Here is a 22,697-nt window from a genome sequence, read left to right on the forward strand (position 1 = left end):
TCTTATGCCCTTTATGCAAGAGCGCACTAAGTTGCTCAGAAAGACCCCAGAAAAGTGCATAGAGCCCCGTGAAAGACACCGACCTTCCCGATCCGATTGATGCTGTCATCACATGGGTGGATGGCACCTGCGAGGCGCATCGTCACCGCCGAATGCACTTTATGACGCAGACGGCCGGTCCGCTGAATGAAAACGCCAGCAATCCGCACCGTTGGGAATCAAGCGACGAGATATATTTCTGCCTGCAATCGATCCATAACAACGCTCCTTGGGTGCGATACATCTGGATTGTGGTCGAGCAAGACGGGCCTGATCTGTCTCCTTTGCCAGCGGCGCTGCGGGCGAAAGTGCGCATCGCTTTGCATGCCGAGATTTTCAAAGGGCATCTGGATGTCCTGCCGACATTCAATTCATTGGCGATCGAGAGCGTGATGTGGCGGATCGAGGGGCTGAGCGAGCGCTTTTTGTATTTCAACGATGATGTTTTTCTGACGGCCAAGATCGACCCAAACGATATGTTCAACGGCGACCACCCCGTTTTGCGCGGTACGTGGCGCGACTATGGTGCGCTGGTGGCTGACGCGGATGCACGGAACGATCCCGCCGCTTTCAATTACTTCATGCAGATTAACGCGGCAGCGCTTTGCGATGTGGATGCCGGCCGGGTGTTTGCGGCAGCCCATGTCGTGCACCCCTTGCGGCGCAGCGTAATGGCTCATCTGTTCGAAAGACATTGCGATGTATTTGCGACCAACATCGCTCACCGCTTTCGTGATATCAGTCAGTTTTTACCCCAAGGCGTACATAATCATCACTGCATCGCTGAAGGGCAAGCGGTTTTGGCGGATAGAGCAGATGCCCTTCACATCAAAAGTGGTCAAGGAGCGGGAGAAGATCCGCAAAAAACCCGCCAACTTTTACAAAAGAAGGCTCTGGCGCAGGTTAAGTTCCTTTGTGTCAACGATCTGCCACAGCTTGAGGCGCTGGTGCCTGATGCCCGCGCTTTGATTAACGATGCGATTGGCGGAGGGGTCGATCTGACTGCTTTAGCGCCCCAGCGGTAGCCGTGTGAGCGCGTGGAACATGCCGTCAGCATCCTCGCCAGCCACAATCAGGTTCGTTATTATAAAAGGAGATGGCAAGACGGGCGCAAAATGCGCAGTAACCTTTGCCAAGACCTCCTCTGGATTTTTGATCGGACCCGTCAACGTGATGTGAAAACGGAAATCTTCTATCACATTCGGATATCCCCAGCGGGCGAGGTTACGTTCTTGTGATGCTGTAAGAGTGCGATGGCGTCTGCGGGCAATCTCCTCGGGAGTGGGAGGTGCGCGAAACGGATCGAGTGCTTCGACAAACTGCGCAGCCAGCGCATCCAGCTGCGGTGTGTCACCCCCGGCGGTAAGGGCCAAAAACCTGCCGATCTGAGTGATGTGAAGGGCGTCGAGGGCCACTGGATCGATGTTTTTTGCAAGACTGCTTGCCGCTTTGACAAACGCCTCGGCCGTGGTGCCATCGGCAAGGACCATCGGCGGTTTGATGGTGGCATGAAGCCCGTATTTTCGAGGGCGCTTTGTCAGGGCTGCGATATTCAGCCCTTCTATAGGCGGATGAGGTACGGCTTTGCCTGTTGCGATGTCCCATCCCAGCCACGCGGCGCCTGTCTTTGCCAATGCTCCGCCAGGTGTGAAATAGATCGCATATCGCCGGTACATCAGACGGCTGCAAACTCGTCATATGCCTCAAGCGCTTTTGCACTATAGGCAATTGACGGGCCACCGCCCATATAGCCGATCATTTCCAACGCTTCACAGAGTTCCTCGCGGGTCGTGCCGATGCGCACAAGCGATTTGACATGAAACCCTATGCAGCTGTCGCAGCGGGTCGAAATCCCGATGCCAAGGGCGATGAGCTCTTTGGTTTTCTCGTCAAGCGCACCCGATTTTTTGGCTGCCTTACCCATCGTGTTGAAACCCTCGAACATCTTGGGTGTTTGTGCCTGCAAGCTGCCGATACGACCCATCGTCTCATCAAGGAATTTGGTCCAGTTCATTGCTCTCTCCTGTTAACGGCTCTCGTCCGCGCCCATTTTGCGTTCCAGCCAGCGTACAAAGAAACTGATGATCAGCACCAGCACAAGGTATTCAAGGATCAGCAGGCTGTAGATTTCCAGCGGACGATATTCTGTCACCACAAGTTCGTTCGCGCGGCGCGTGAGTTCCTGCATGCCAATCACAGAGGCAAATGCGCTCATCTTCACGATGTAGATAAACTGGTTCGCCAAGGGGGGCAGAATACGGCGGATAGCTTGGGGGAGGATCACATAGCGCATGGTTTGTGCGTAGGTGAGGCCGATGGTTTTGGCGGCCTCCGTTTGGCCGCGCGCGATGGATTGTATGCCCGAGCGGTAGATCTCTGCAGTGAAGGCAGAGTCAGAGATCGCCAGCGTAATCACAGCGCCCCAGAATGCGTCGATGCTGACCGAGATGCCCATGGATTTAAGCACAACAGGTAAACCGTAGAATACCCAGAACAGCATAGGAAGCAACGGGATGGCACGTACGAATTCGATATAGATGCGGCTGGGCATTCTGATCCAGCGGTTGGACGACATGCCGGGCAGGGCGACCATAAGCCCAATTACCATGGACATGACCGCTGCGATCACCGACAGCAGGATCGTTGCGCCAAAACCGTCGAGCAGAAAGGTGATATTGTTCCAGCCCTGAGTGGTTGTTGGGTTAATGACGTACCAGCCCCAGTTTCCGCCACTGCCACACCCCGTAAGGAGCGTCAGCGCTACGAGTGCGAAGAGATTTTTCATGGGCGCTCTCAGTGCTTTAGAATTTGGTTGAGGAAAGCGCGGCAGCGCTCGGTCTTTGGGTTCTCGAAGAACTCGCTTGGCGTGCCCGTCTCGACGATCTTGCCGTGATCCATAAACACCATCCTGTCTGCTGCGCGACGGGCAAAGCCCATCTCATGGGTGACCACGATCATCGTCATGCCACTCTCGGCAAGGTCCACAATCACATCAAGCACTTCAGAAATCATTTCAGGATCAAGCGCGGAAGTCGGCTCGTCAAAGAGCATGATCTTTGGCTCCATACACAACGACCGCGCAATCGCCACGCGCTGCTGCTGACCACCTGACAAAGCACCCGGTTTTTTGTCGGCCTGCTCGGGAATTTGCACGCGCTCAAGATATTTCATGGCACGTTCTTCGGCATCCTTGCGCGACAGGCCGCGTGCCTTCATCGGGCCAAGGGTGAGGTTTTGCAAAATGGTAAGGTGTGGAAATAGGTTGAACTGCTGAAACACCATGCCGACTTCGGCGCGGATCGCTTCGATCGAGGCCGCATCGCCCATTACTGTACCGTCCACAGTGATACAGCCGTTGTCATGCGCCTCCAGTGAATTCACGCAGCGGATCAGCGTTGATTTGCCAGAGCCGGAGGGGCCGCAAACCACAATCCGCTCGCCATGAGCCACAGTCAGATCAATATTTTTCAACGCGTGATAAGCATCATACCATTTGTTGAGACCTTTGATTTCAATCGCGTTTGCGTGATTGAAGCTTGTCTGATCTGCCATGGACGTCTCCCTTTCGGAATGTATAGTAGAGGTGACAGTTGCCATGGGCGCAACCGGCATTAGGTTGCTGCACAAGTTAACAAGTCGCATCTGCGACGACATAGTCCAATCCTAGAAGGAAGACACATGAATTTTCTGAAAACCATCGGCCTTGCATTTGGTTTCGCCGCATCCGTCGCGGCAGCGCCAGTAATGGCGCAATCCGCTCTCAACGAAATTCTGAGCGAGGGCGTGCTGAAAGTCGGCACAACAGGCGACTGGAACCCGATGTCCGTACGTGACACGGCGACCAACGAATATGTGGGCTATGACATCGACATCATGACACAGCTCGCAGCTGATATGGGCGTCGAGCTTGAAATGGTGCCGACCGATTGGAAAACACTGGTGAACGGTGTTGTTGCTGGCAACTACCATATGACGGGCTCCGCTTCGATCAGCCCTGCGCGTCTCAAGGCTGCCGGATATTCACACAGCTACATCGCGGTTGAGATGTTCCCCTTCACGACGGATGACAAAGTCGGCAACTTCGACGGTTGGGATAGCATCAACAAAGAGGGCGTGAAAGTTGCGACAACGCTCGGCACCTCCTTCGAGAAGATGGTCAAAGAATGGTTCCCCGAGGCGGAGATCGTAGTGGTTGAAGCGCCAGCGCGTGGTTTCCAAGAAGTGTTGTCGGGCCGTGCGGATGTTTTTGTAACGTCCAATATTGAGGGTTCGACGCTGCTGGAGAAATTCCCGAATGTGCGTCAGGTCGAGGTGGACACACCACGTGCGCCCACACCAATCGCGATGCTGCTGCCACAGACCGATCAGGTCTGGATCAACTATGTTAATAGCTGGATCGAGTTGAAAAAGACCCAAGGTTTCTTCGAAGAGGTTGCTTTGAAATGGGGTCTGTGAGCCGCAGAATATAATTGTTGAGAGGGCGCCTTAGGGCGCCCTTATCCATTCTGGGCCATTTGCTTTTTGCCCGCCTCATTTCAAGGCAGTCGCGATGATAGACCACGACCTCACACAAGGCCCACTTGGCGGTCATTTCCGCCGCCTCGCAATTCCTGCGGCTGTGGGGATGTTGTTCAGCACACTCTATAACGTGGTGGACACCTTCTATGCTGGCTACTTTGGCACGCAGGCGCAGGCGGGGCTTGCTGTTGGATTTCAGGCATTCTTTATCCTTGTTGCCGTGGGCTTTGGCCTCAGTTCCGCAATGAGTGCGCTGGTGGGCAATGCGAAAGGCCGCAAGGACGACGCCGAGGCACGGCATCTCGCAGTCCAAGGGATCGGCCTCGCTGTGATGGTCACGTTACTTATGTTCGCAATTGCCTCTGTATCCGGTCCAACGTTGATTGCTGTGGTGTCGGAGCCTGGGGGATACCGCGACGCGGGTTTGGGATATTTCTATTGGCTCATCTTTGCGTTGCCGGGGTTCATCATCGGCCCCGCAGCTAACGGCATCCTGCAGGCGCGCGGGGACACGCGCACGATGCAACGCGCGTTGGTGGTAGCCTTCTTTGTCAATGTGGGTCTGAATCCGCTACTTATGTTTGGCATCCCCGGTGTCATTGGTGGCATCGGATTTAATGGCATCGCATTGGCCACAGTGTTGAGCCAGACAGGCGTTGCTGTCTTTATCTTGTGGCGGGTTTTTGGTCGCACGATGATGCAAGACCTCAAGTGGTCAGAGTTCAAGCCAGTTACCGCCAAATACTACGAAATAATTGCCCAAGCCTTCCCCGCAGGTTTCGCGCTGTTGGTAACTTTCTCAAGCGGGTTCATCGTGCAATACGCGCTCAAGGATTATGGCGAGGCCTCCTTGGCGGCTTACGGTATCACCATGCGGATTGAACAGTTGTTCTTGCTGCCCGCTCTGGGCATCACTATTTCGCTTGTCCCGATTGCGGCGCAAAACTTTGGCGCTGGCAATGATGCGCGCGTGCGCGAAGCGTTTCACCGTTGCTGGATACTTGGGGTGATCGGCACCACTTTGGCATTCCCGTTCTTGTGGTTTGGCGGCGGCTTGGCGGCATCTGTCTTTTCCAACGACCCTGAAGTCATCCGCATCTCGGCGCTGTTTCTCAAGGTTGAGGCAGCAATCTTACCCATTTATGTGGTGCTCTTCTCAATCAACTCCTTACTACAAGCGCTCAAGAAAGCGGCGTGGACCATGTGGATCGGAATTTACCGCCAGTGGATTGGCATTGCGCTTTTTATCTGGCTTTTTGCCTATGTGATCGATGGTGGGCTGACGGGCGTGCGCTTGGGCATTGCGGCGGGTGTCGGGACGGGCTTGCTCTTGTCCCTCTGGATCGGGATGCGGGTGGCCAAAGAACGTATTGGCGGTCTGGGTCGTCCATGGTTTATGGCATAAAGGTAAGTGTTTTCCTCCAAGCGATGCTGTGTGCACCGCTTGGAGGTATTTTACTTAGAGATCGAGTTTTTCCGCCAGGACCGCAATGATCTTTTCGTGAAGGGCGGCGCGGTCTGTCCCTGCCGGGTCGGTGCAAACTGGATCATCCTTTTCTTCTTCGAGGATTGCGGCACCTTGCGGTTTGCAAACTGGCAGAACCGAAAAATGCGCAGCAGGTACCATCCGGACAATCTGAGCCTTAGGCAGGACTGCGGGCAGTTTTGCCAGATCGAAATCGGTGGCGAGCAGACGGCTCTCCCCTTCACCCAAGGACATCAGTGTCACATCCCCGACGATCCCTTCGACTTCTTGCACACCCATTCCCCAGATCAGGCCAGGGTCAATTGCAAAGACCGATGTGATCCGTGGATCGCTATAGTCGCCATTCCAAAGGGTTTGATCCATATCGGCCAGACCTGCATTACCGCTTTCAAGGTCGGAGCAATGGCTGGACGCCGCGCCATATTCGGCACAATGCGCGACATAGGCTGCATGATTACCTTTTAGCCCACCCAATGAAAGGGCAGTCCACCCGCCATAGGAAAAGCCTGCCGCCATGATCTGTGTCGTATCGATATGCGCAGAGAGTTCTGGATCACTCAGCACCATATCTAAAGCGCGTTTCATATCCTGCGTGCGGGTCCAATGCTTTAATCCTTCTGCAAGGTCAAAGTCGCCCCACGTTGAATTGGGATGGTTCACAGCAACAACAATCGCGCCCCGCTCCGCAAGCGCAATTGAAAGCCAGCCGAGCGACCGGATATGACCGCCCATACCGTGGCTCAGTAGCACGAGCGGGCGTTTACCCTCTGCCATGTTTGCCTCTTTGAGGATGGGCATGCCGACAAAAACGGGGTTCTCTGCATAGATTTCTGGCGTACCGCCACCCTGTGAGGGGTAGTAGAGTGCCCCGCTGATGGCGCGGTCATGGTGAGGGGCATCAATGCGGAGATCGCGGACGCCAGCAGGATCTGCATGCAGCGCGGTTGTGGTCATTATGAAGGCAATAGTGGATTTAACAAAGATGTTCATGGGGGTCTCCTAACAAGTGGGTTGCGATGGGTTCTGGATGCCGCACCGCTGTTTTCTTGGCGTCCTAAATCCTGTTTGAGGTCGCCAAGATCGCGTTTTAGGACCATTCTGACATCTCACAGAATATGAGAATGATCTGATGCCCAGCCTGCCTATTCCTATGATCAGTGCCCTTGTCCTGAGTTTTCTGCTGATCAGGCTTTGGGTGATGGACCGACGCCATGGACCGCTTGCGATGCTGCTGGCGCTTTGTGCAGCTCAGGGGTTCATCATCTCGTTCGCACAGCATTACGGCATACCTTTTGCGCAAATTCTCCAACCAGTCACAGCCAGCCTGATCCCGCCAATGGCATGGGTGGCGTTTCAGGCAACTGCCGTGCGGCGGTTGGCGGCACATGACGGACTGCATCTTATTGGTCCTTTAGTGGTCGCAGGCGCTGTGGTCCTGAGCCGACCCGCACTTGATCTGTTGATCCCGGCGCTTTTTCTGGGCTACGGAACTTTCATCATTTGGACCTGCCTGAAAGGATCCGACGCTTTGCCGCGAATGCGGCTTGAAGCGGGTGATCTTCCGCGCCTTGTCTGGCAGATCATTGGAGGGGCTCTCATCCTGTCCGCTGCGAGTGACGGTGTAATCGTGCTGGCTCAACTGTTAGACATGGGTCATTTGCAGCCATGGCTCATAAGTATATTTTCGAGCACAACGCTGATTGTAGTGGGCGCTTTAACACTATCCGGCGCGTTGAGCAGTGGGGCAGTAGAGGTCGATGAGACTGCTCCGCCACGTGAAGCCGATCCGGCAGATACTCAAATTATGGCGCAGCTCGAAGTTTTGATGGAGCAGGCAAGGCCCTATTTAAACCCGGACCTTACCATGTCCCAGCTCTCACGCCGTTTGCGCGTGCCCGTTAAGCAATTGTCAGGCGCAATCAATCGGGTAACTGGCGAAAACGTATCCCGTTATATCAATGCGGCACGTATTGCTGTCGCGCAAAAATCACTTTTAGCTGGTGAAAACGTGACAACCGCAATGCTTGGATCGGGTTTCAATACCAAATCCAATTTCAATCGTGAATTCCTTAGGGTCAGTGGCGAAAGTCCGAGCGACTGGCTTGCATCCAATAAGGTGATGGGCCCTTAACTATGAATTTATAAACCTGAGATAAACCAAGGCGAGTTGTCTAGTTAAAGAGCCCGCCCCATGTCCTTTTTTCTCCGCTTTGCCTTGGCCACGTTTGTGTTGCTGACAGCATCCTTTGCCGGATGTGTTCTGTCCGCCCAGCAGCTGGGAGATAGCCCAGTCTTGCGGGCTGTTTATGGTGACTTTTACCCGTATAGTTTCACAGATTCAGAGGGCGATGCACAGGGATATAGCATTGATATAATAAAGGATCTGGCGAAACCATTGGGCTACGATATTCAGTTTGTTTCGGCGGAAAATCCGAAACAGTTTTTGGCGATGCTAGCGCAAGGCGACGTCGACTTGACCGTATTTCTTGCTCTGACACCAGAGCGTCGGGCAGCAGGTTTGGCAACGGCATCTCTTGGGGCTTACGTTTTGTCGGCATATGTGCGGCAAGACAGTAAAAAGACGTCTGTTGAGGCCCTATCTGGCAAACGTATTGGTGTTGTAATCGGTGCAATCTCGCAAAGCGCAGCAGAGTTATTACCGGGTGTCGCACTGGTTGAATATCAGACATCCGATACATTGCTGCTGGCGCTGTTACGCGGGGAAGTGGATGCTGTTGTATCCGTTTCCGAGACATTTGATGAGCGTTTGAGGGCAAGTTTTGTCGAAGACAAAGTGCGTCGCCTTTCACCGCCCCTTGCAGTCACACCCTACGGGATAATCATCCGTCGTGAACTGCCGGAGGTGCATGCTGCCTTTGAAAGAGCGATCAAACAGCGCGTCTCACCGGAGAAACTCACAGCTGTGCGAACACTTTGGTTTGGCGTTGATCGCAGCATTGTCCAGCATCCGTGGTTTGGCAATGTTGCGATGATTGTGGGCGGTATCGCGCTGACGACTGTAGCGCTTGGGATTTATACGATCCGGCTGCGCCGCCGCTCTGCAGTTTTGGCCAGTGAGTCTAGTGCCAACCAGTTGTTGATCGACGCATTTGACCAGATGCGCGCAGCGATCATGATTTTTGATGCGGACATGAAAGCCGTTCATTGGAACAGTGGCTTTGTCGCGCGATTTCCCGAGCTTGTCCCTCGCCTCAAGAGTGGTGCAACCCTGTCGCAAGTATGGGTCGATTTTTACCAATCGGGCCTCTTGGTTAATGATTTGGCTCCAGTGGGGATTGCTGAATTCACACAGAAAATGGCAACAACTTTAAGAGAGGGGCGCAGTGATCAGAGAATTGTTCATACGCGCCAAGGGTGTAGCTTTGATCTGAGCATATTCCCCCTTGGCACGCGTTATTATGCGGCGATCTGGGTTGATGTCAGTGTTCTTCATCAACAACAAAAGCAACTAGCCGATCAGCGGAGTGAGCTGGTTCGAAAAAACCAGCAGCTGTTGGCATTTTCGGCCATGGCAGCACATGATCTTAAGGCCCCACTTGCGCAGCAAAAAATGCTCTTCGAATTTATCATTGAGGACTTGCTTGAAGCGCAAATGCCGCTGCCATTGGACGCACAACATAACTTTGACACGTTATGCGATTTGTCTGGGCGGATGAGTTTGCTGGTTTCTGACTTGTTGGATTATGCCAAGGCCGACTCTGACCAAGCGCCCTCACGTTGTTTTGTACCGAACGAGCGGCTTGAGGATATCGTCAAGATGGCTGCACCGCGGGAGGCGATGCGTATTGTGATTACTCCAGACATGCCCGCAGTAAAGGTAGAGCCGACCTGCTTTGATATGGTGATGCGCAACTTGATTACGAATGCGGCCAAGCATCACGATAAGCGTAAAGGTACAATTACCATTCGCGGATATATCAATCAGGGCCAAGTGGTGATTGATGTTGAAGATGACGGACCGGGCATCAGCCCTGCGGATCAGGAACGTGTGTTTGAACCTTTTTCGAGGCTGACCCAGACAGAAGGGACAGGTCTCGGTCTTGCGTTTGTTCAGAGGACGGTTGCGGCATGGGGAGGCGAAATCACGTTGCGGTCAGCACCCGTGCGCGGCTGCATCTTTAGCATCACTTTGCCACCTGATACAGTGGAGGCTGCCGTGGTTCTACCATCAGTAGCATAGGGACAATCGCGGCTGGCCTATTTTTGGACTTGATCAGATCAGCAACACAGCTTGCAAATTGTTAGGAATGCCGCCACCCAACAGGCTAGCAGTGCCATTATTCAAAAAGCACTTTTAACAAATTTGATACTTCGGTTCGTTTCTCAAGGTGGGCGACCCATTCAGCGGGAATACCTTGTGCCCCACCGCAGCCGTAAATTGCACCCATAACCGCACCGACCAGAATGGCCCGTCCACAGGTATCACCGCCAGCATAAATGTTGCGGCGGATTGCATCGCTGAATGATGGGGCTGTCGCGATGTTATGGGCGGCGGATGGCACGCCAAAGGGTAAGTCACAGGCCATACCAAATTGCTGTGTTACGTTCTCACAGCTTTCATCTCTCATGGCGATTGCTTTATCCAGCAGGGTCACAGCCTCCCCTTGCGCGATGGAGCGCGCGGCGCGAACCGCGTCGGCACTGGTGCCGTATGTAAGTGCGCCCCTTATCATATGAGCCGATATTAAGCCGTAGTGCGCAGCAGTCGGGTGATCGTTTGTAGTCTTCACCGCTGATGCGACGATCCCGTCAAAGGCCGCGTTTTGATTTCGGGATACGAGAAGCGCGACAAGTGGAGGTAACTTTGCAATTGCTGGAAGCTGCAAGTCATGTGCCCCAGTCGGAAGAGGAACCTTTTTGAGTTTGTCCAACAGCAGCATCGCATAGGTCACTATTGCGTCGTCGTCATAAGTGGCGCGGATTTGCTCCTCAAACTCTTGATTCAAAGCAGTCCCTGAATGTCTCATCAAGAGAGGGAGAGCTTTTCCCAAAACGCTTTTTCCGATGCGTGCTGGCGCGTCAGAAGGATCCGTCTCTATGCATGCCATGGCCGCGTCTTCGAAATGGCGCATATTGTCCAAAGTCGCTCGCGTCGCATGATCAATATACCCAACGTAGCCGCCTCCATAGCCGAAATGCGCCTGAAACGCATCGGCAAACGCAGCTTCTTCAAAGTGCCCGCCGGATGCAGCGAGGGTCCGCAACATTACAACTGCCTGCTCGCCGTATTGCGACTGTGCACCAGCGGTGCGATTGGGATGGGCGAAAAAGCCCATCACTCCTTCATAGTTTTTTGGATCAGGTGCAGAAAATTCAGGCACATCAGGCGCAATCTTTCGAATATGGGATTGATCATAAATCCAATGAAGCCCCATCGCGGCCGCATCTGCGACCAAGGCACCAAGGATCATATTTTTGCATCTGTTCTGAATAGCTTCTGCCATCGCCTTCTCCCCGCGTTGCATTTGTTTCTGCTTAGGACAGTCCAGCTGCCTTGGGAAGGCGACGTCAGCTGTCTAACTCACTTGCGAATTCCATAATTGGATGGCGGCTGAATCGTTGCGCGCAAGCTGCGATAGAGAAACAATCCAGTACCGATCTCACCTACATGCCGCAGTTGTCAAAAATTGTGCGTTTTTCATGAATGGGCAAAAAAAATCGATACTCGTATAACTGATTGCTTCTTATGCCGAATGCAGCATGAGTGGGAAGTTTTGATCAAATTCTACTACATTTGTGAAACCGGCTGATGTGGATGAGATGCGGTCCAAGGAAATTCTGAAGATGTGCCCATGATTGATACGCCTCAGATAGGTGGCGCTTTCACGCCTAGTGTGACAGCGCGCTTTGACAGCTTTGGGTATGGAAACGGGCAGACCGTTTTCGATAGCGGCGACGCCACAGGGGCCGATAATATTTTCTTGAGCCGATCCGGCACGGGTGGCACGATGGAATTTGTTGTCTATGTGGACGGGGTGCGCCATGCTGTTGTAGCGGACAGCGTGATCGTAGTGGGCGAGACAGCCACGTGGTCTGTAGCGGTGGATCCCGACAGTCTCATGTCACTTGAGAAAAATGGAGCAGGTGTCGCGTAGGGTCAGGGTGATGTACACGCAGATGTGCCGCGCCCTTTTACGGTGCTGGGTGAATTCAATATCGATGCATATGCAACACTCATGGGTGACGTCAGCGCGGTGGTCTTTGAAGGGCAGGATATGCTGTCTTCCGGCTCAGTCAGTGGGACAGACGATGCCGACGTTCTGACGGGTGGCGTTGGGGCCGATACGTTCCTTGCTTTGGGTGCTGTCAATTCCGTGAATGGCGGGTCAGGCGATGACTCTCTCGTAGGTGGAGATGGGAACAATACACTGCGTGGTGGTCACGGCGACGACACGCTGATTGCCGGCATCGGAACCGATACGATTTACGGGGACGATGGGAACGACATTCTGGTGGACAGTCAGGCCAATGATGAGATCCACGGCGGTGCTGGAAATGATCTGGCATTTATCGGCGTCTATGAGGACTCTGACAGCATCTATATGGACGAAGGTATTGACTTCATCGACGGGCAGAGTGCGGGGTCTGCTTTCCATGCCGAGGGCGGTGATGGAAACAATTTGATCAATGCCAGCAACGGAAATGATACGATTCATGGTAATGAGGGAAATGACGGACTGAGTAGTGGTGCAGGTTACGACACCCTTGATGGCGGGGCTGGAACCGACACGCTTACCGGTGGCACAGGTGATGAAGTTTTCGCAATCCACGCGGTCGAAGGGTCTGTGACAGTTCAGGGCTTTGGCGTGGATGATGCTGCCGACAGGATTGACGTGAGCGGCCTCGGCGATGTTTTCGAAACACCAGAAGAGTTGATGGTCGCCTTGTCCTGTACTGACCGCCAGACAAACCTGAGCTTTGATGTTGATGGCTGTACGTCGTTGCTCACAATCATGAGCGAAAACGAGTTGGATGAGGACGACTTCTTCTTTTATAAATTGCTGAGAGCCAAATGAAAAGCGGCACGCACTCCGGTGGAGTGCGTGCCGCTTTCGTTATGCCGCGTGTAAAGGCGCTCTTAATACCATGGGATCAGGAACAGTGTGATTGCGGGGAAGGCCACCAGCAGCACAACGCGAAACAAATCAGACGCAACAAAGAATAGCACCGCCTTATAGGTCTCGATGATGGGCGTAGAGCGGTCCATCGCGTTGATGATAAATAGGTTCATGCCAACAGGCGGCGTAATCAGACCGACCTCAACCACGATCAGCACAAGGATGCCGAACCAGATCGCTGTCTGTTCGATGTTAATGCGGTTGAGCGCACTCTCGTTCGCGCCGCGGATGTTCAACTCGCGCAGCAACTCGCGGCTAAGCTCTCCGCCGCTTGCCACCACATCGCGTGCTTGTTGTACCATTTCAGGCGTTGTCTCGTTCACGATGGCAATGATCTGGTTTTGACTGAGCGATAGCGTTGCGGCATCGGCTACAGAGCCTAGCCCGAGTAGGGCAGCCTGTGCATTGCTCTTGTCCAGCAATCTGTCGAATTTTGCTTCAGTTAGGTTCGGGATGCCTCCACCTAGCAATCCGTCCCAAACGGTCATACCCTCTTGGATCGCGGTATCCAGTTTGGCAGCGTGAAGATCCATCATCAAGACAAAGCCAAAGTCGAGTTCAAGCATGATTGGCCAGAAGATCGGGATGGTCAGTAGGATCATCGAAAGGCTGTCCATCACACAGCCGAGCAGCAAATAGAGCACGAGGATAAAGATCAGCACCATCCACGGGCTGACGCCTTGCTCCACGACCCACGCGGCAATCTCTTGGGGTACTTGAGTGAGGGCGAGGAAGCCATTATAAAAGGCAGCGCCCAGTACGATGAAAAAGATCATCGCAGTGGACCGGGCAGTGACGTAGAAGCTTTCAGCCAGCGACGAGCGGCTCAGTCCTCCTGCAAACCATGCGATCACCCCTGTGCCAAGTGCGCCAACCGCAGCGCCTTCGGTTGGGGTGAACCACCCCAGATAGATGCCGCCGACGACAGTACCAAAGACAAGCAGCACTGGCCAAACATCAACCAGGGCCATGAAGCGCTCCATATAGGGCATGCGCTCGCGGGTGCCCGCGCTGTTGGGGTAGAGGCGCACATACAGGGAGATCACAAGGACATAGCCAAGAGCGGCAATGATGCCCGGAATAAAGGCTGCAAGGAACATCTTGGCGATATTCTGTTCAGTCAGGATCGCGTAGATCACCAGAACCACAGAGGGTGGGATCAGGATGCCAAGCGTGCCGCCAGCGGCCAGTGTTGCAGAAGAGAAGCCACCAGAATATCCGTAACGCTTGAGTTCGGGCAGGGCCACGCGGCTCATGGTGGCAGCAGTCGCGAGGGAAGACCCGCAGATTGCCCCAAAGCCAGCGCAAGCGCCAATAGCAGCCATTGCCACGCCGCCTTTGCGGTGACCCAAGAAACTCTCTGCTGCTTTGAACAGCGCCTGACTCATCCCTCCCAAAGTTGCGAAATGACCCATCAATAGAAACATCGGGATGATCGACAGCGAGTAGCTGGAAAAAGTTGTGTATGTCTCGGATTTGAGCCGGGCGACGGCGATAAAAGCATCACCGTTGACAAACACAAGCCCGCCAAAACCTACGGTGAACATCGCCAGACCAATGGGGACGCGCAGGAAGATCAGCCCGAGAAGGACAGGAAACGACAGGGCGCCAATCGCTACATCACTCAATGGTCTGCTCCGTCCATAGTCGGCAGATAGTTCTGCCCCGTTGCTGCCGATGCGATACGCAAGACGGCGATGTAAACGCTCACAAATGCGCTGGTGACTGCACCAAACATGCACAGCGCATAGCCCCACCAGACGGGAAATTCGAGTAGCAGCGAGGTCTGGCCCGAGTTCAGCTTGCTCAGCAGGCCAGCATAGAGTTGCACTGCGATCAGGACGAGGACAGTGGCAAACAGCACGTCGATCAGCATTTGTAAAATGCGGTCCGCACGCGGTGAAAGTTTGGATGTAAAAATATCGACAGAGGCATGGCCACCCGTGATTTGGCACCAAGGCAGAAACGCAAAGATGGAAAAAGCCACGCCCGCCTCGATCAATTCGAAATCGCCATTGATCGGACCGATGCCCGCGTCAATCAACCATCGCGCAAGATCAGGCATGAGGGAGACAACTGCGTCGGCGTGCAGCACACCATTCAGGCTGCGCCCGACAATGGAAATACAGGTCAAGACGATCAGCGCAGTGAGCATGACGCCACCAAGATAAGCCATCGCACGCGACAATCTATATATGAAAGAGTACATTCTGGCCCCACAAGTCGTATGGCAAATTATGCCTAGGCCGCCCCAATCCAGGGCGGCCAGCCGTTTTATAGCTTGTCTATTGCGATCAGAATTTTGACATAATGCCTTTGCATTCGCCTGACATCAGCGCCCGCGCCTCATCGATGATGGCTTGGCCATCACGGCCTTTGCTGTCCATATCAGCGATCCAGTCTGCATAGATCGGCTCGATGACGGGCAGCCAGTCGGAGGCAGCAGTTGCTGCATCCACAGTGACAATGTTGTTTCCCATCTCAACTGCAATAACCCGTGCAGGACCATCAGCATCAGCTTGAGTGCCGCCGGCAAAAACCGAGAAGTCCAAACCGGAGTTCGCGTCCATCACGGCCTTAAGATCGTCTGGCAGATTATTGTACGAGTTGTTGTTCATCGCCAGAACAAATCCGAGGGTGTAAAGGCCAGGGCCTTCAAATTCGGTGTGGTTCTCAACCAACTCGGGCACTTTGAGCGCTGGTGTCACTTCCCATGGGATCGTGGTGCCGTCGATCACGCCTTTGGACAAGCCTTCGGCGATGGCAGGAACGGGCATGCCCACGGGAGTCGCACCCGTCCGCTCAAGCAGTTGGTTCACAAGGCGCGAGCCACCGCGAATTTTCATGCCTTCAAGGTCGGATGGAACTTCGACGGGATCAGACGTATGGAACATGCCGGGGCCGTGGACCCATGTCCCAAGGATATGCACATCCTTGAAATCTTCGCGCATATTTTTGTCGTACATCTTCCAATAGGCGCAGGAGGCGGCGCGCGCATCCTCGACCATAAAGGGCAGCTCGAACACTTCGGTTTCGGGGAAGCGGCCAGGTGTATAGCCTACAACGGTCCAGACGATATCTGCCACGCCATCAACTGCTTGGTCGAGCAGCTCTGGTGGAGTACCGCCAAGTGCCATTGAGTTGAACATCTCAATCTTGATCCGCCCATCAGATTCCGTCGCAATGCGGTCTGCCCAAACAGAAAGAACTTGCTTGGGTACGTTGGCCTGCGCTGGTAGGAACTGATGCATGTTCAGCGTCACTTCTTGCGCCAGTGCTCCAGAAGCGGCAAAAGCCAATGCAGTCGCGCCCAAAAGCGTTGATTTCAGTTTATTCATAGTTCTCTCTCCCATTATCTTTCAGAGTTACACACCAAAGGCGGCTCTCTGCAAAGGGTCTTTGTGTAGCGGTTTTAAAACACGGCATTCCCGACCCTAATAGTTATGTGCCATACCTAAATACATTTGTCGCCTTGAATTATCACCTGCCAATTGTGAAGTTTGCAGTGATTTTTTGGAAAGTGGTCGTTTCCCCCTCGAAAATGCAGACAGGAATGCGAGGGGTAGGCAGCCCCGGCCGACCCAATCAGGGAACCTGTCCAGCCACAGGTTTCACATAGTTTTCGCATTTTCAGTGACCTCCAAACACCTTCATCGCCGGAATACTCGTTTATCATCTCTTCGTATTGCTGGCTCTGGGCTGAATTTTTTCTTCTTATGCTGACTGCACATGTACAGTCTATGGAAACTGTTGCACGGGTATTGCAGTATGATGAGAAGAGAATCCCCATGGAAAATTTGACATGACTCACGGCGCAACGGACCAGTCTCAGCCATTGATGATCATTGGCTGGCATGAATGTATCAGCCTGCCTGATCTTGGCCTCACCGATTTTGCCGTAAAGGTCGATACGGGTGCAAAAACCACTGCACTTCATGCTGTAGACATAGAGACCTATTATCAAAATGATCAAAAATGGGTGCGATTCCTCAGCCCTGATATCAAGGGGGAGCCGTCGCGTGTTCTGACGTTTCCGGTCTTCACCAAGCGCGCCATCACCAACACCAGTGGTATGCCAGAGACGCGTATCGTCATCCGCACACCAATGATCCTTGCGGGTCGCAAGTGGAAAATCGACATCTCCCTGACGGACCGTGGCTCCATGCGGTTCCCCTTAATTCTCGGGCGGCGCGCACTGCGTCATCACAATATCGCCGTTCATCCGGGCAAATCATACCTTGTCAGCACAAAGCCGGCATTTGAAGGAAACACACCATGAAGATCGCAATGCTTGCCCGAAATGCAAACCTTTATACCCACCAGCGCCTCAAGGAAGCGGCGGAGACGCGCGGGCACACGCTCGATATCATCAACACGCTGCGCTGCTATATGAACATCGTGTCACAGAACCCTGAAATCTACTACAATGGCGAAAAGCTGGAAGGCTATGACGCAGTCATCCCACGCATCGGTGCCTCGATCACATTTTACGGCATGGCCGTGCTGCGCCAGTTCGAGATGCAGGGCGTCTATCCACTTAACGAGAGTGTGGGCATTGGTCGCTCGCGCGACAAGCTGCGCTCAATGCAGCTGCTGGCACGTGACGGCATCGGCCTACCTACGACAACCTTTGCGCATGACCCCAAACAGACCGAAGAAGTGCTGGATCTCGCAGGCGGTGCCCCTGTTGTGATCAAGCTGTTGGAGGGCACCCAAGGTATAGGTGTGGTTCTGGCCGATACCAAACGCTCGGCCAAATCTGTGGTTGAAGCGTTTCGCGGCGCAGGTGTGAACATTCTAGTGCAGGAGTTCATCAAGGAGGCAGGCGGCACAGACATCCGTGCCATTGTGATCGGGGGCAAAGTTGTCGCCGCGATGAAGCGTACAGGGGCGGCAGGGGACTTCCGCTCAAACCTGCACCGTGGCGGTACGGCAGAGGTTATAAAACTGACTGCAAAGGAGCGTACAACTGCGATTAAATCTGCCAAGGCGATGGGCCTTAACGTGTGTGGTGTTGATATGCTGCGCGCAGACCGTGGCCCAGTGGTGATGGAAGTAAACTCCTCCCCCGGTCTGGAAGGGGTCGAGAAGGCAACAGGCCTCGATATCGCGGGCATGATGATCGAGCATATCGAGAAGCACGCCAAGCCCAACGCCACAAAGACCAAGGGAAAAGGATGAGCAAGCGCGCCAGTTTCGAGCTGGCGGGAGTGTCGGTGGCTCCGGGCAGCCGCGAGACCATCAACATTCCCGTCAGTACTCTGTCGGATCACACCCCCGTCACTCTGTCTGCGCATGTGGTACATGGAAAGCAGGACGGTCCGACAATATTTGTAAGTGCGGGCATCCACGGCGATGAGGTCATCGGGGTCGAAATTGTGCGCCGCCTGCTGCGCACCAAAAACCTCAAGTCGCTATGCGGAACGCTCATTGTGGTTCCGATTGTGAACACCTTCGGCTTTCTTAATCATTCTCGCTACCTGCCTGATCGCCGTGACCTTAACCGCTGCTTTCCTGGCTCTGCCCATGGCTCGCTTGGCTCGCGGCTGGCGTATATCTTCATGACCGAGATTGTGGCCCGTTGCTCGCTCGGGATTGATTTACATTCGGCCGCGATCAACCGCACGAACCTGCCGCAGGTGCGTGTCTCTGCCAATAATCGCGAGACGCTGCGCCTTGCCCATATCTTTGGCGCGCCTGTGATCCTGACCAGTGCCCTGCGCGATGGCAGTTTGCGTCAAGAGGCCAAGAGAGTTGGTGTTGATGTAGTCCTCTATGAGGCGGGGGAGGGCATGCGTTTTGACGAGATGTATGTGCGTGCCGGCGTCGCGGGCATTCTGCGCATCCTCAAGGATAAGGGGTTGTTGCCCCGTGCAGGCATTGCGGCACCCAAAGCAAAATCCATTGTTTGTTCGGACAGTCATTGGCTGCGTGCACCAGCGGGTGGTTTGTTGCGGATGTTCAAGGCGGAAGGCGATCTGGTTGAGGAAGGCGATATCATCGCAGCCATCTCTGATCCATTCGGCCAAAGCGAGATCGAAGTTGCCGCTAAATATGGCGGGATCATCGTCGGGCGGGCTGTCATGCCGATTGTACATGAAGGTGACGCGCTCTTTCATGTCGCGGCAGTCAAATCAGCGGATGTTGCTGAAGCGGCTGTAGATGACCTTGCCACCCAACTTGAGGAAGCGCCGTTGTTCGACGAAGACGAAATTATCTAGCGTATGATCACCGACACCACGTAGCGCGGTGTCGGTGACGCTTGGTCGCTATCTTCCGACCATAGCGGGCAGGAATAGCACAATATCCGGCATGGCGATCAGCGCCGCGACGATGAAGAGGTCGATGATAACAAACCAGAACACGCCTCTGAATACTGTCGAGAGAGATGCGATGTTACCGACCACTCCTTTGATGACAAACACGTTCATCCCCATGGGAGGCGTGATCATTCCGATCTCGAGCAGCTTGACCAGAACCACACCGAACCACAGCAGGCTATAGCCTGTCTCGTCCACAATCGGCAGGACAATGGGCAAGGTGAGCAGCATGGCGCCAACAGGCTCCAACATCATGCCGAGTACGAGATAAACGCAGACAATTCCGATCATAACCATTAGTGGCGAGACGCCAAACCCGAGGATCGTATCCGAGAGCGCATCGCCTATCCCCGACAGCGCCAGAAAGCGGGTGAGCAAGCTCGCACCGACAGCGATGATCAGAAGAGCCGCTGTTGTGGTCAGCGTCTCGGTAATTGCCATGCGCAGAGCTTTGAACGTGAGCGTGCGGTTCATAAATGCCACCAGCGTAGACAGCATTGCGCCAATGGCACCTGCTTCCGTCGGGGTGAATACGCCGCTGAATAGTCCCGTGAACACGCCAACGACGATCAATAGAACAGGCCATGTCTGGCCCAGCGCCTTGATCTTTTCGGCGCGGGTTGCGCTAATTTTCACAGGTGGTGCGAGGTTGGGGTTCAGTTTTACCCGCACGATGATGAGGGCGATGTATGCAAAGAGGGTAATCAAACCCACCACCAGACCGCCCAAGAACAACGAACTCACCGACTGGCGCGAGATGATGCCATAGAGGATCATCAGGATCGACGGGGGGATCAAGGCACCGATAGTACCCGCCGCAGCCACGGTACCTGTGGCCAGTTCTGCACTATAGCGGTGGCGCATCATTTCCGGTACCGCAATTTTGCCCATTGCAGCAGAGCATGCCACCGACGACCCTGTCACCGCCGCAAAGCCCGCACACCCAAATACGGATGCGATCGCCAGACCGCCGGGCAAGTTTGATAGCCAGATTTGCGCAGCGTTGAATAAGCCTTGGGTCAGCCGCGTGTGGTAGCAAATGAACCCCATGAATAGGAATGCAGGGATTGAGCTGAGCACCCAAGAATTTGCAAAGCTGTAGGGCACAATGCCGAGGCTGCCCCATGCGATGTTCCAGTTGAACATTGACCATAGTCCACCGAAGGACACTGCAATAAGTGAGATTCCGATGGGAATGCGCATCAAGATCATCACCAGCAGGACGGCAATAAAGATACCTGCAATCTGGAGTTCGGTCATTTTGTGTCTCCATCGGACAGGTAAGGATCTTCGATCCGCAGCGCATCAAGGCCGTGAGGCCGCCCAGTCATATGGCAGACGAATTTCCAGCCCGCGACAATCGACATGAGGCCAAAACCGATGGGCAGAGGCAGATATGTGGGCCATGTAATAACCTTACCGCCCGCCTCGATCGAGAAGGCACCACCCATGTATTTCGCAATCGCTTCGTCCCCTGTGCGAATGGCAACTGTTGCCGTCACAATGCACGTGAGCAGGAGCGCCAGTCCAGCGAGGAAGCTTTGAACCTTTGTCGGGAACTTCTCTACCAACAATTCGACGGCGATGTGGCTGTCCCTCTGCTCAACCGCGGCAAGCGGGAGAAAGGCGATGCCGACCATGTAGAAGGCCGAAACATAAAGAATTGTGGAATTGAGCGGCGTCTCGAAGACGAAACGCATAACCACGTCGATGGTGACATGGGCGACCAGCATGAGCACCATAATGCCTGCAATCGTCGCGGTGCCCGAGATCAGCCATGAGATTGCGGATGCAATGGTTTTCATGGATCTATCCGTTGTATGTGAGGGATATGAAAGTGGGGCGCAGCAGCAATGCGCCGCGCCCCGAGTATCAAGTGATGCTTGGTTTATTTGGCGTAAGTGGCCGGATCAACCTTCGAGATCACTTCGTTCCAGAACAGCTGCTGCAATGCGTCGCTGCTGTCGATATCGACAACAAGGCCGTTCCACTTTGCCAAGAGCGGGCCAAAGTCAGCTGCGATCTCGTTTGACCGCTCAACGCCGTAGGTGTCTTTGAACAGGGCCGATACTGTCTCCAGATCGGAACGGGCAAAGTCTTTCACCGCTGCCTGCAATTCTGCATCTGCTGTATGAATGTTGATGCCCTTGCCGCGTGCATGCTCGATTGCGGCGCTATCATCAGTGTAGAAGTTCCATGTGACGTCCGCGGTCATATGGCTACCTCCCCAAAGCAGTGCTTCGCGGCCTGCGTCATCCATTGCCTTCCAACGGTCTGCATTGATGTTGGCAGAGGACACACCGGCGAACGCACCACCCGGCACGGCAAGCGTGATATCGGTGACAACTTCATGCAGGTTATAGTTCGTCAACTCAGGCGCAGAAAGCATGGCGCAATCGATGATACCTTGATCTAGCGCCTCATAGGCCTCGGACACAGGAAGGCGTACACCTTGGGCACCAAAGGCTTCAGCGAAGCGCACAAAACCGGCACCACCTGCACGAAGGCGGAGGCCTTTGAGGTCAGCAATGCTTGTGACTTTTACGTCCTTACACAGCAGGTTGTAGAGGGGTGTTACACCGCCACCGGTATAGACCTGATTTTGCGCGACGTTCTCTGCCATACACTCGGGGCATTTGTTTAAGGAGTACTCCAGCATTGCACCCGCGAAGGCCAGAGGCTCTTTGCCTGTGGGCTCTTCCACCAGATTGATGAGCAGGTTCATCTCGTGCAGGAACAGGTTTGTCGAATATTCAGCGGGATAATAGGGCGGCAGCACAAATCCTACATCGGCTAGGCCGTCACGCACACCGGGTGATGTCTCTGGCAGGCTGAGCAGGGACATGGCAAAGCCTGTCACGTCCACTTCGCCCTTCGACCGTTCGGATACGGCAGCTGCATAATCATCAACTGCTTTGCCGATCGCGGACGTATTCGGGTAGCCGTATGCGAAATTGAGACGCTCTTTGGCGGCGGCTTGTCCCGCTAGGGTTGCCGCGACAAGCGTGGCGGCAATTGCTACTGTGTTCTTGTAAGTCATTTGTGTCCTCCCAAACATATGAATTGACCCAGAAACGCGGCGTTTACACATCGGGGCCGTTGACTGTCTTTCCACCTCTCTCGTCCGCGAAGTGACGAAATGACTGTTGACCATTGGTGTTTTGGCGGCGCAACATTCTCGGTAGTATGCTAATG

The 22,697-nt window shown here is 54.2% G+C and carries 22 protein-coding genes; 10 read left to right on the forward strand and 12 right to left on the reverse strand.

The window, feature by feature from the left end; translation table 11 throughout:
- Positions 1-68: 68 nt before the first annotated feature.
- Positions 69-1,064 (forward strand): hypothetical protein, encoded by a 996-nt coding sequence (locus Q0775_RS11945; RefSeq protein WP_298860894.1) that lies wholly within the window; start codon positions 69-71, stop codon positions 1,062-1,064.
- On the opposite strand, the gene Q0775_RS11950 is transcribed toward Q0775_RS11945, so the two are convergent.
- Genes Q0775_RS11950 through Q0775_RS11965 form a run of 4 tightly spaced genes read right to left on the reverse strand, consistent with a single transcriptional unit; the run spans position 1,047 to position 3,591 of the window.
- Positions 1,047-1,715, reverse strand: a complete 669-nt coding sequence (locus Q0775_RS11950) for a DUF1045 domain-containing protein (protein WP_298860897.1) — start codon at positions 1,713-1,715, stop codon at positions 1,047-1,049. The two genes, Q0775_RS11945 and Q0775_RS11950, sit on opposite strands and share 18 nt — an antisense overlap.
- A complete protein-coding gene (locus tag Q0775_RS11955; RefSeq protein WP_298860900.1) occupies positions 1,715-2,053 on the reverse strand; it encodes a carboxymuconolactone decarboxylase family protein in 339 nt (112 codons plus the stop codon). The genes Q0775_RS11950 and Q0775_RS11955 overlap by 1 nt, the downstream gene beginning before the upstream one ends.
- Positions 2,054-2,065: 12 nt before the next feature.
- Positions 2,066-2,824: an amino acid ABC transporter permease gene (locus tag Q0775_RS11960; protein ID WP_298860903.1), complete on the reverse strand. Its 759-nt coding sequence runs from the start codon at positions 2,822-2,824 to the stop codon at positions 2,066-2,068.
- An 8-nt stretch (positions 2,825-2,832) separates the two neighbouring features.
- The gene (locus Q0775_RS11965) at positions 2,833-3,591 is read right to left on the reverse strand and encodes an amino acid ABC transporter ATP-binding protein (protein ID WP_298860906.1); all 759 of its coding nucleotides are present in this window, start codon (positions 3,589-3,591) and stop codon (positions 2,833-2,835) included.
- A gap of 192 nt (positions 3,592-3,783) precedes the next feature.
- On the opposite strand from Q0775_RS11965, the gene Q0775_RS11970 reads away from it, so the two are divergent.
- Positions 3,784-4,494, forward strand: a complete 711-nt coding sequence (locus Q0775_RS11970) for a transporter substrate-binding domain-containing protein (protein WP_298861791.1) — start codon at positions 3,784-3,786, stop codon at positions 4,492-4,494.
- Between the two features lie 94 nt (positions 4,495-4,588).
- Positions 4,589-5,962 (forward strand): MATE family efflux transporter, encoded by a 1,374-nt coding sequence (locus tag Q0775_RS11975; RefSeq protein ID WP_298860909.1) that lies wholly within the window; start codon positions 4,589-4,591, stop codon positions 5,960-5,962.
- Positions 5,963-6,016: 54 nt separating this feature from the next.
- Here the strand turns inward: Q0775_RS11975 and Q0775_RS11980 are convergent, their stop codons facing one another.
- Positions 6,017-7,033, reverse strand: coding sequence for a hypothetical protein (locus Q0775_RS11980; protein WP_298860911.1), 1,017 nt, complete (start codon positions 7,031-7,033; stop codon positions 6,017-6,019).
- A 139-nt stretch (positions 7,034-7,172) separates the two neighbouring features.
- Between Q0775_RS11980 and Q0775_RS11985 the strand changes: the two genes are divergently transcribed.
- Positions 7,173-8,174: a helix-turn-helix domain-containing protein gene (locus tag Q0775_RS11985; RefSeq protein WP_298860914.1), complete on the forward strand. Its 1,002-nt coding sequence runs from the start codon at positions 7,173-7,175 to the stop codon at positions 8,172-8,174.
- A gap of 60 nt (positions 8,175-8,234) precedes the next feature.
- Positions 8,235-10,244 (forward strand): transporter substrate-binding domain-containing protein, encoded by a 2,010-nt coding sequence (locus Q0775_RS11990; RefSeq protein WP_298860917.1) that lies wholly within the window; start codon positions 8,235-8,237, stop codon positions 10,242-10,244.
- A 97-nt stretch (positions 10,245-10,341) separates the two neighbouring features.
- Here the strand turns inward: Q0775_RS11990 and Q0775_RS11995 are convergent, their stop codons facing one another.
- Positions 10,342-11,508: an ADP-ribosylglycohydrolase family protein gene (locus Q0775_RS11995; RefSeq protein ID WP_298860920.1), complete on the reverse strand. Its 1,167-nt coding sequence runs from the start codon at positions 11,506-11,508 to the stop codon at positions 10,342-10,344.
- Positions 11,509-11,856: 348 nt separating this feature from the next.
- On the opposite strand from Q0775_RS11995, the gene Q0775_RS12000 reads away from it, so the two are divergent.
- A complete protein-coding gene (locus tag Q0775_RS12000; protein WP_298860922.1) occupies positions 11,857-12,159 on the forward strand; it encodes a hypothetical protein in 303 nt (100 codons plus the stop codon).
- Between the two features lie 81 nt (positions 12,160-12,240).
- Positions 12,241-13,080 carry a calcium-binding protein gene (locus Q0775_RS12005; RefSeq protein ID WP_298860924.1) on the forward strand — a complete coding sequence of 280 codons (840 nt, stop codon included), beginning with the start codon at positions 12,241-12,243 and terminating at the stop codon, positions 13,078-13,080.
- Positions 13,081-13,142: 62 nt separating this feature from the next.
- Here Q0775_RS12005 and Q0775_RS12010 read toward each other — a convergent pair whose 3' ends face one another.
- The 3 genes from Q0775_RS12010 to Q0775_RS12020 form a co-directional block, all read right to left on the reverse strand.
- Positions 13,143-14,810, reverse strand: a complete 1,668-nt coding sequence (locus tag Q0775_RS12010) for a TRAP transporter large permease (RefSeq protein WP_298860926.1) — start codon at positions 14,808-14,810, stop codon at positions 13,143-13,145.
- A complete protein-coding gene (locus Q0775_RS12015) occupies positions 14,807-15,391 on the reverse strand; it encodes a TRAP transporter small permease (protein ID WP_298860929.1) in 585 nt (194 codons plus the stop codon). The genes Q0775_RS12010 and Q0775_RS12015 overlap by 4 nt, the downstream gene beginning before the upstream one ends.
- A gap of 85 nt (positions 15,392-15,476) precedes the next feature.
- Positions 15,477-16,520, reverse strand: coding sequence for a TRAP transporter substrate-binding protein (locus tag Q0775_RS12020; protein WP_298860931.1), 1,044 nt, complete (start codon positions 16,518-16,520; stop codon positions 15,477-15,479).
- Positions 16,521-16,984: 464 nt separating this feature from the next.
- On the opposite strand from Q0775_RS12020, the gene Q0775_RS12025 reads away from it, so the two are divergent.
- The 3 genes from Q0775_RS12025 to Q0775_RS12035 are packed head-to-tail and all read left to right on the forward strand — an operon-like array spanning position 16,985 to position 19,403.
- Entirely contained in the window at positions 16,985-17,461 is a 477-nt protein-coding gene (locus tag Q0775_RS12025; RefSeq protein WP_298860933.1) for a RimK/LysX family protein, read from the forward strand.
- Entirely contained in the window at positions 17,458-18,363 is a 906-nt protein-coding gene (gene rimK, locus Q0775_RS12030) for a 30S ribosomal protein S6--L-glutamate ligase (protein WP_298860936.1), read from the forward strand. The genes Q0775_RS12025 and rimK overlap by 4 nt, the downstream gene beginning before the upstream one ends.
- Positions 18,360-19,403 carry a succinylglutamate desuccinylase/aspartoacylase family protein gene (locus tag Q0775_RS12035; RefSeq protein ID WP_298860941.1) on the forward strand — a complete coding sequence of 348 codons (1,044 nt, stop codon included), beginning with the start codon at positions 18,360-18,362 and terminating at the stop codon, positions 19,401-19,403. The genes rimK and Q0775_RS12035 overlap by 4 nt, the downstream gene beginning before the upstream one ends.
- Positions 19,404-19,451: 48 nt before the next feature.
- On the opposite strand, the gene Q0775_RS12040 is transcribed toward Q0775_RS12035, so the two are convergent.
- The 3 genes from Q0775_RS12040 to Q0775_RS12050 form a co-directional block, all read right to left on the reverse strand.
- Positions 19,452-20,762 carry a TRAP transporter large permease gene (locus Q0775_RS12040; RefSeq protein ID WP_298860945.1) on the reverse strand — a complete coding sequence of 437 codons (1,311 nt, stop codon included), beginning with the start codon at positions 20,760-20,762 and terminating at the stop codon, positions 19,452-19,454.
- A complete protein-coding gene (locus Q0775_RS12045) occupies positions 20,759-21,307 on the reverse strand; it encodes a TRAP transporter small permease (protein WP_298860948.1) in 549 nt (182 codons plus the stop codon). The genes Q0775_RS12040 and Q0775_RS12045 overlap by 4 nt, the downstream gene beginning before the upstream one ends.
- Before the next feature lie 83 nt (positions 21,308-21,390).
- Positions 21,391-22,542, reverse strand: coding sequence for a C4-dicarboxylate TRAP transporter substrate-binding protein (locus Q0775_RS12050; RefSeq protein WP_298860951.1), 1,152 nt, complete (start codon positions 22,540-22,542; stop codon positions 21,391-21,393).
- Positions 22,543-22,697: the final 155 nt, after the last annotated feature.

This window comes from uncultured Sulfitobacter sp., assembly GCF_947499945.1.
Taxonomy (GTDB): domain Bacteria; phylum Pseudomonadota; class Alphaproteobacteria; order Rhodobacterales; family Rhodobacteraceae; genus Sulfitobacter.

Coding starts and splice junctions, on each gene's coding strand:
- Q0775_RS11950 (WP_298860897.1), bottom strand. CDS start 1,715: ATGTACCGGCGATATGCGATCTATTTCACACCTGGCGGAGCATTGGCA.
- Q0775_RS12020 (WP_298860931.1), bottom strand. CDS start 16,520: ATGAATAAACTGAAATCAACGCTTTTGGGCGCGACTGCATTGGCTTTT.
- Q0775_RS12040 (WP_298860945.1), bottom strand. CDS start 20,762: ATGACCGAACTCCAGATTGCAGGTATCTTTATTGCCGTCCTGCTGGTG.
- Q0775_RS12035 (WP_298860941.1), top strand. CDS start 18,360: ATGAGCAAGCGCGCCAGTTTCGAGCTGGCGGGAGTGTCGGTGGCTCCG.
- Q0775_RS11980 (WP_298860911.1), bottom strand. CDS start 7,033: ATGAACATCTTTGTTAAATCCACTATTGCCTTCATAATGACCACAACC.
- Q0775_RS12050 (WP_298860951.1), bottom strand. CDS start 22,542: ATGACTTACAAGAACACAGTAGCAATTGCCGCCACGCTTGTCGCGGCA.
- Q0775_RS12025 (WP_298860933.1), top strand. CDS start 16,985: ATGACTCACGGCGCAACGGACCAGTCTCAGCCATTGATGATCATTGGC.
- Q0775_RS11975 (WP_298860909.1), top strand. CDS start 4,589: ATGATAGACCACGACCTCACACAAGGCCCACTTGGCGGTCATTTCCGC.
- Q0775_RS11970 (WP_298861791.1), top strand. CDS start 3,784: ATGGCGCAATCCGCTCTCAACGAAATTCTGAGCGAGGGCGTGCTGAAA.
- Q0775_RS12000 (WP_298860922.1), top strand. CDS start 11,857: ATGATTGATACGCCTCAGATAGGTGGCGCTTTCACGCCTAGTGTGACA.
- Q0775_RS12015 (WP_298860929.1), bottom strand. CDS start 15,391: ATGTACTCTTTCATATATAGATTGTCGCGTGCGATGGCTTATCTTGGT.
- rimK (WP_298860936.1), top strand. CDS start 17,458: ATGAAGATCGCAATGCTTGCCCGAAATGCAAACCTTTATACCCACCAG.
- Q0775_RS12045 (WP_298860948.1), bottom strand. CDS start 21,307: ATGAAAACCATTGCATCCGCAATCTCATGGCTGATCTCGGGCACCGCG.
- Q0775_RS11995 (WP_298860920.1), bottom strand. CDS start 11,508: ATGGCAGAAGCTATTCAGAACAGATGCAAAAATATGATCCTTGGTGCC.
- Q0775_RS11960 (WP_298860903.1), bottom strand. CDS start 2,824: ATGAAAAATCTCTTCGCACTCGTAGCGCTGACGCTCCTTACGGGGTGT.
- Q0775_RS11955 (WP_298860900.1), bottom strand. CDS start 2,053: ATGAACTGGACCAAATTCCTTGATGAGACGATGGGTCGTATCGGCAGC.
- Q0775_RS11985 (WP_298860914.1), top strand. CDS start 7,173: ATGCCCAGCCTGCCTATTCCTATGATCAGTGCCCTTGTCCTGAGTTTT.
- Q0775_RS11990 (WP_298860917.1), top strand. CDS start 8,235: ATGTCCTTTTTTCTCCGCTTTGCCTTGGCCACGTTTGTGTTGCTGACA.
- Q0775_RS11965 (WP_298860906.1), bottom strand. CDS start 3,591: ATGGCAGATCAGACAAGCTTCAATCACGCAAACGCGATTGAAATCAAA.
- Q0775_RS12005 (WP_298860924.1), top strand. CDS start 12,241: ATGGGTGACGTCAGCGCGGTGGTCTTTGAAGGGCAGGATATGCTGTCT.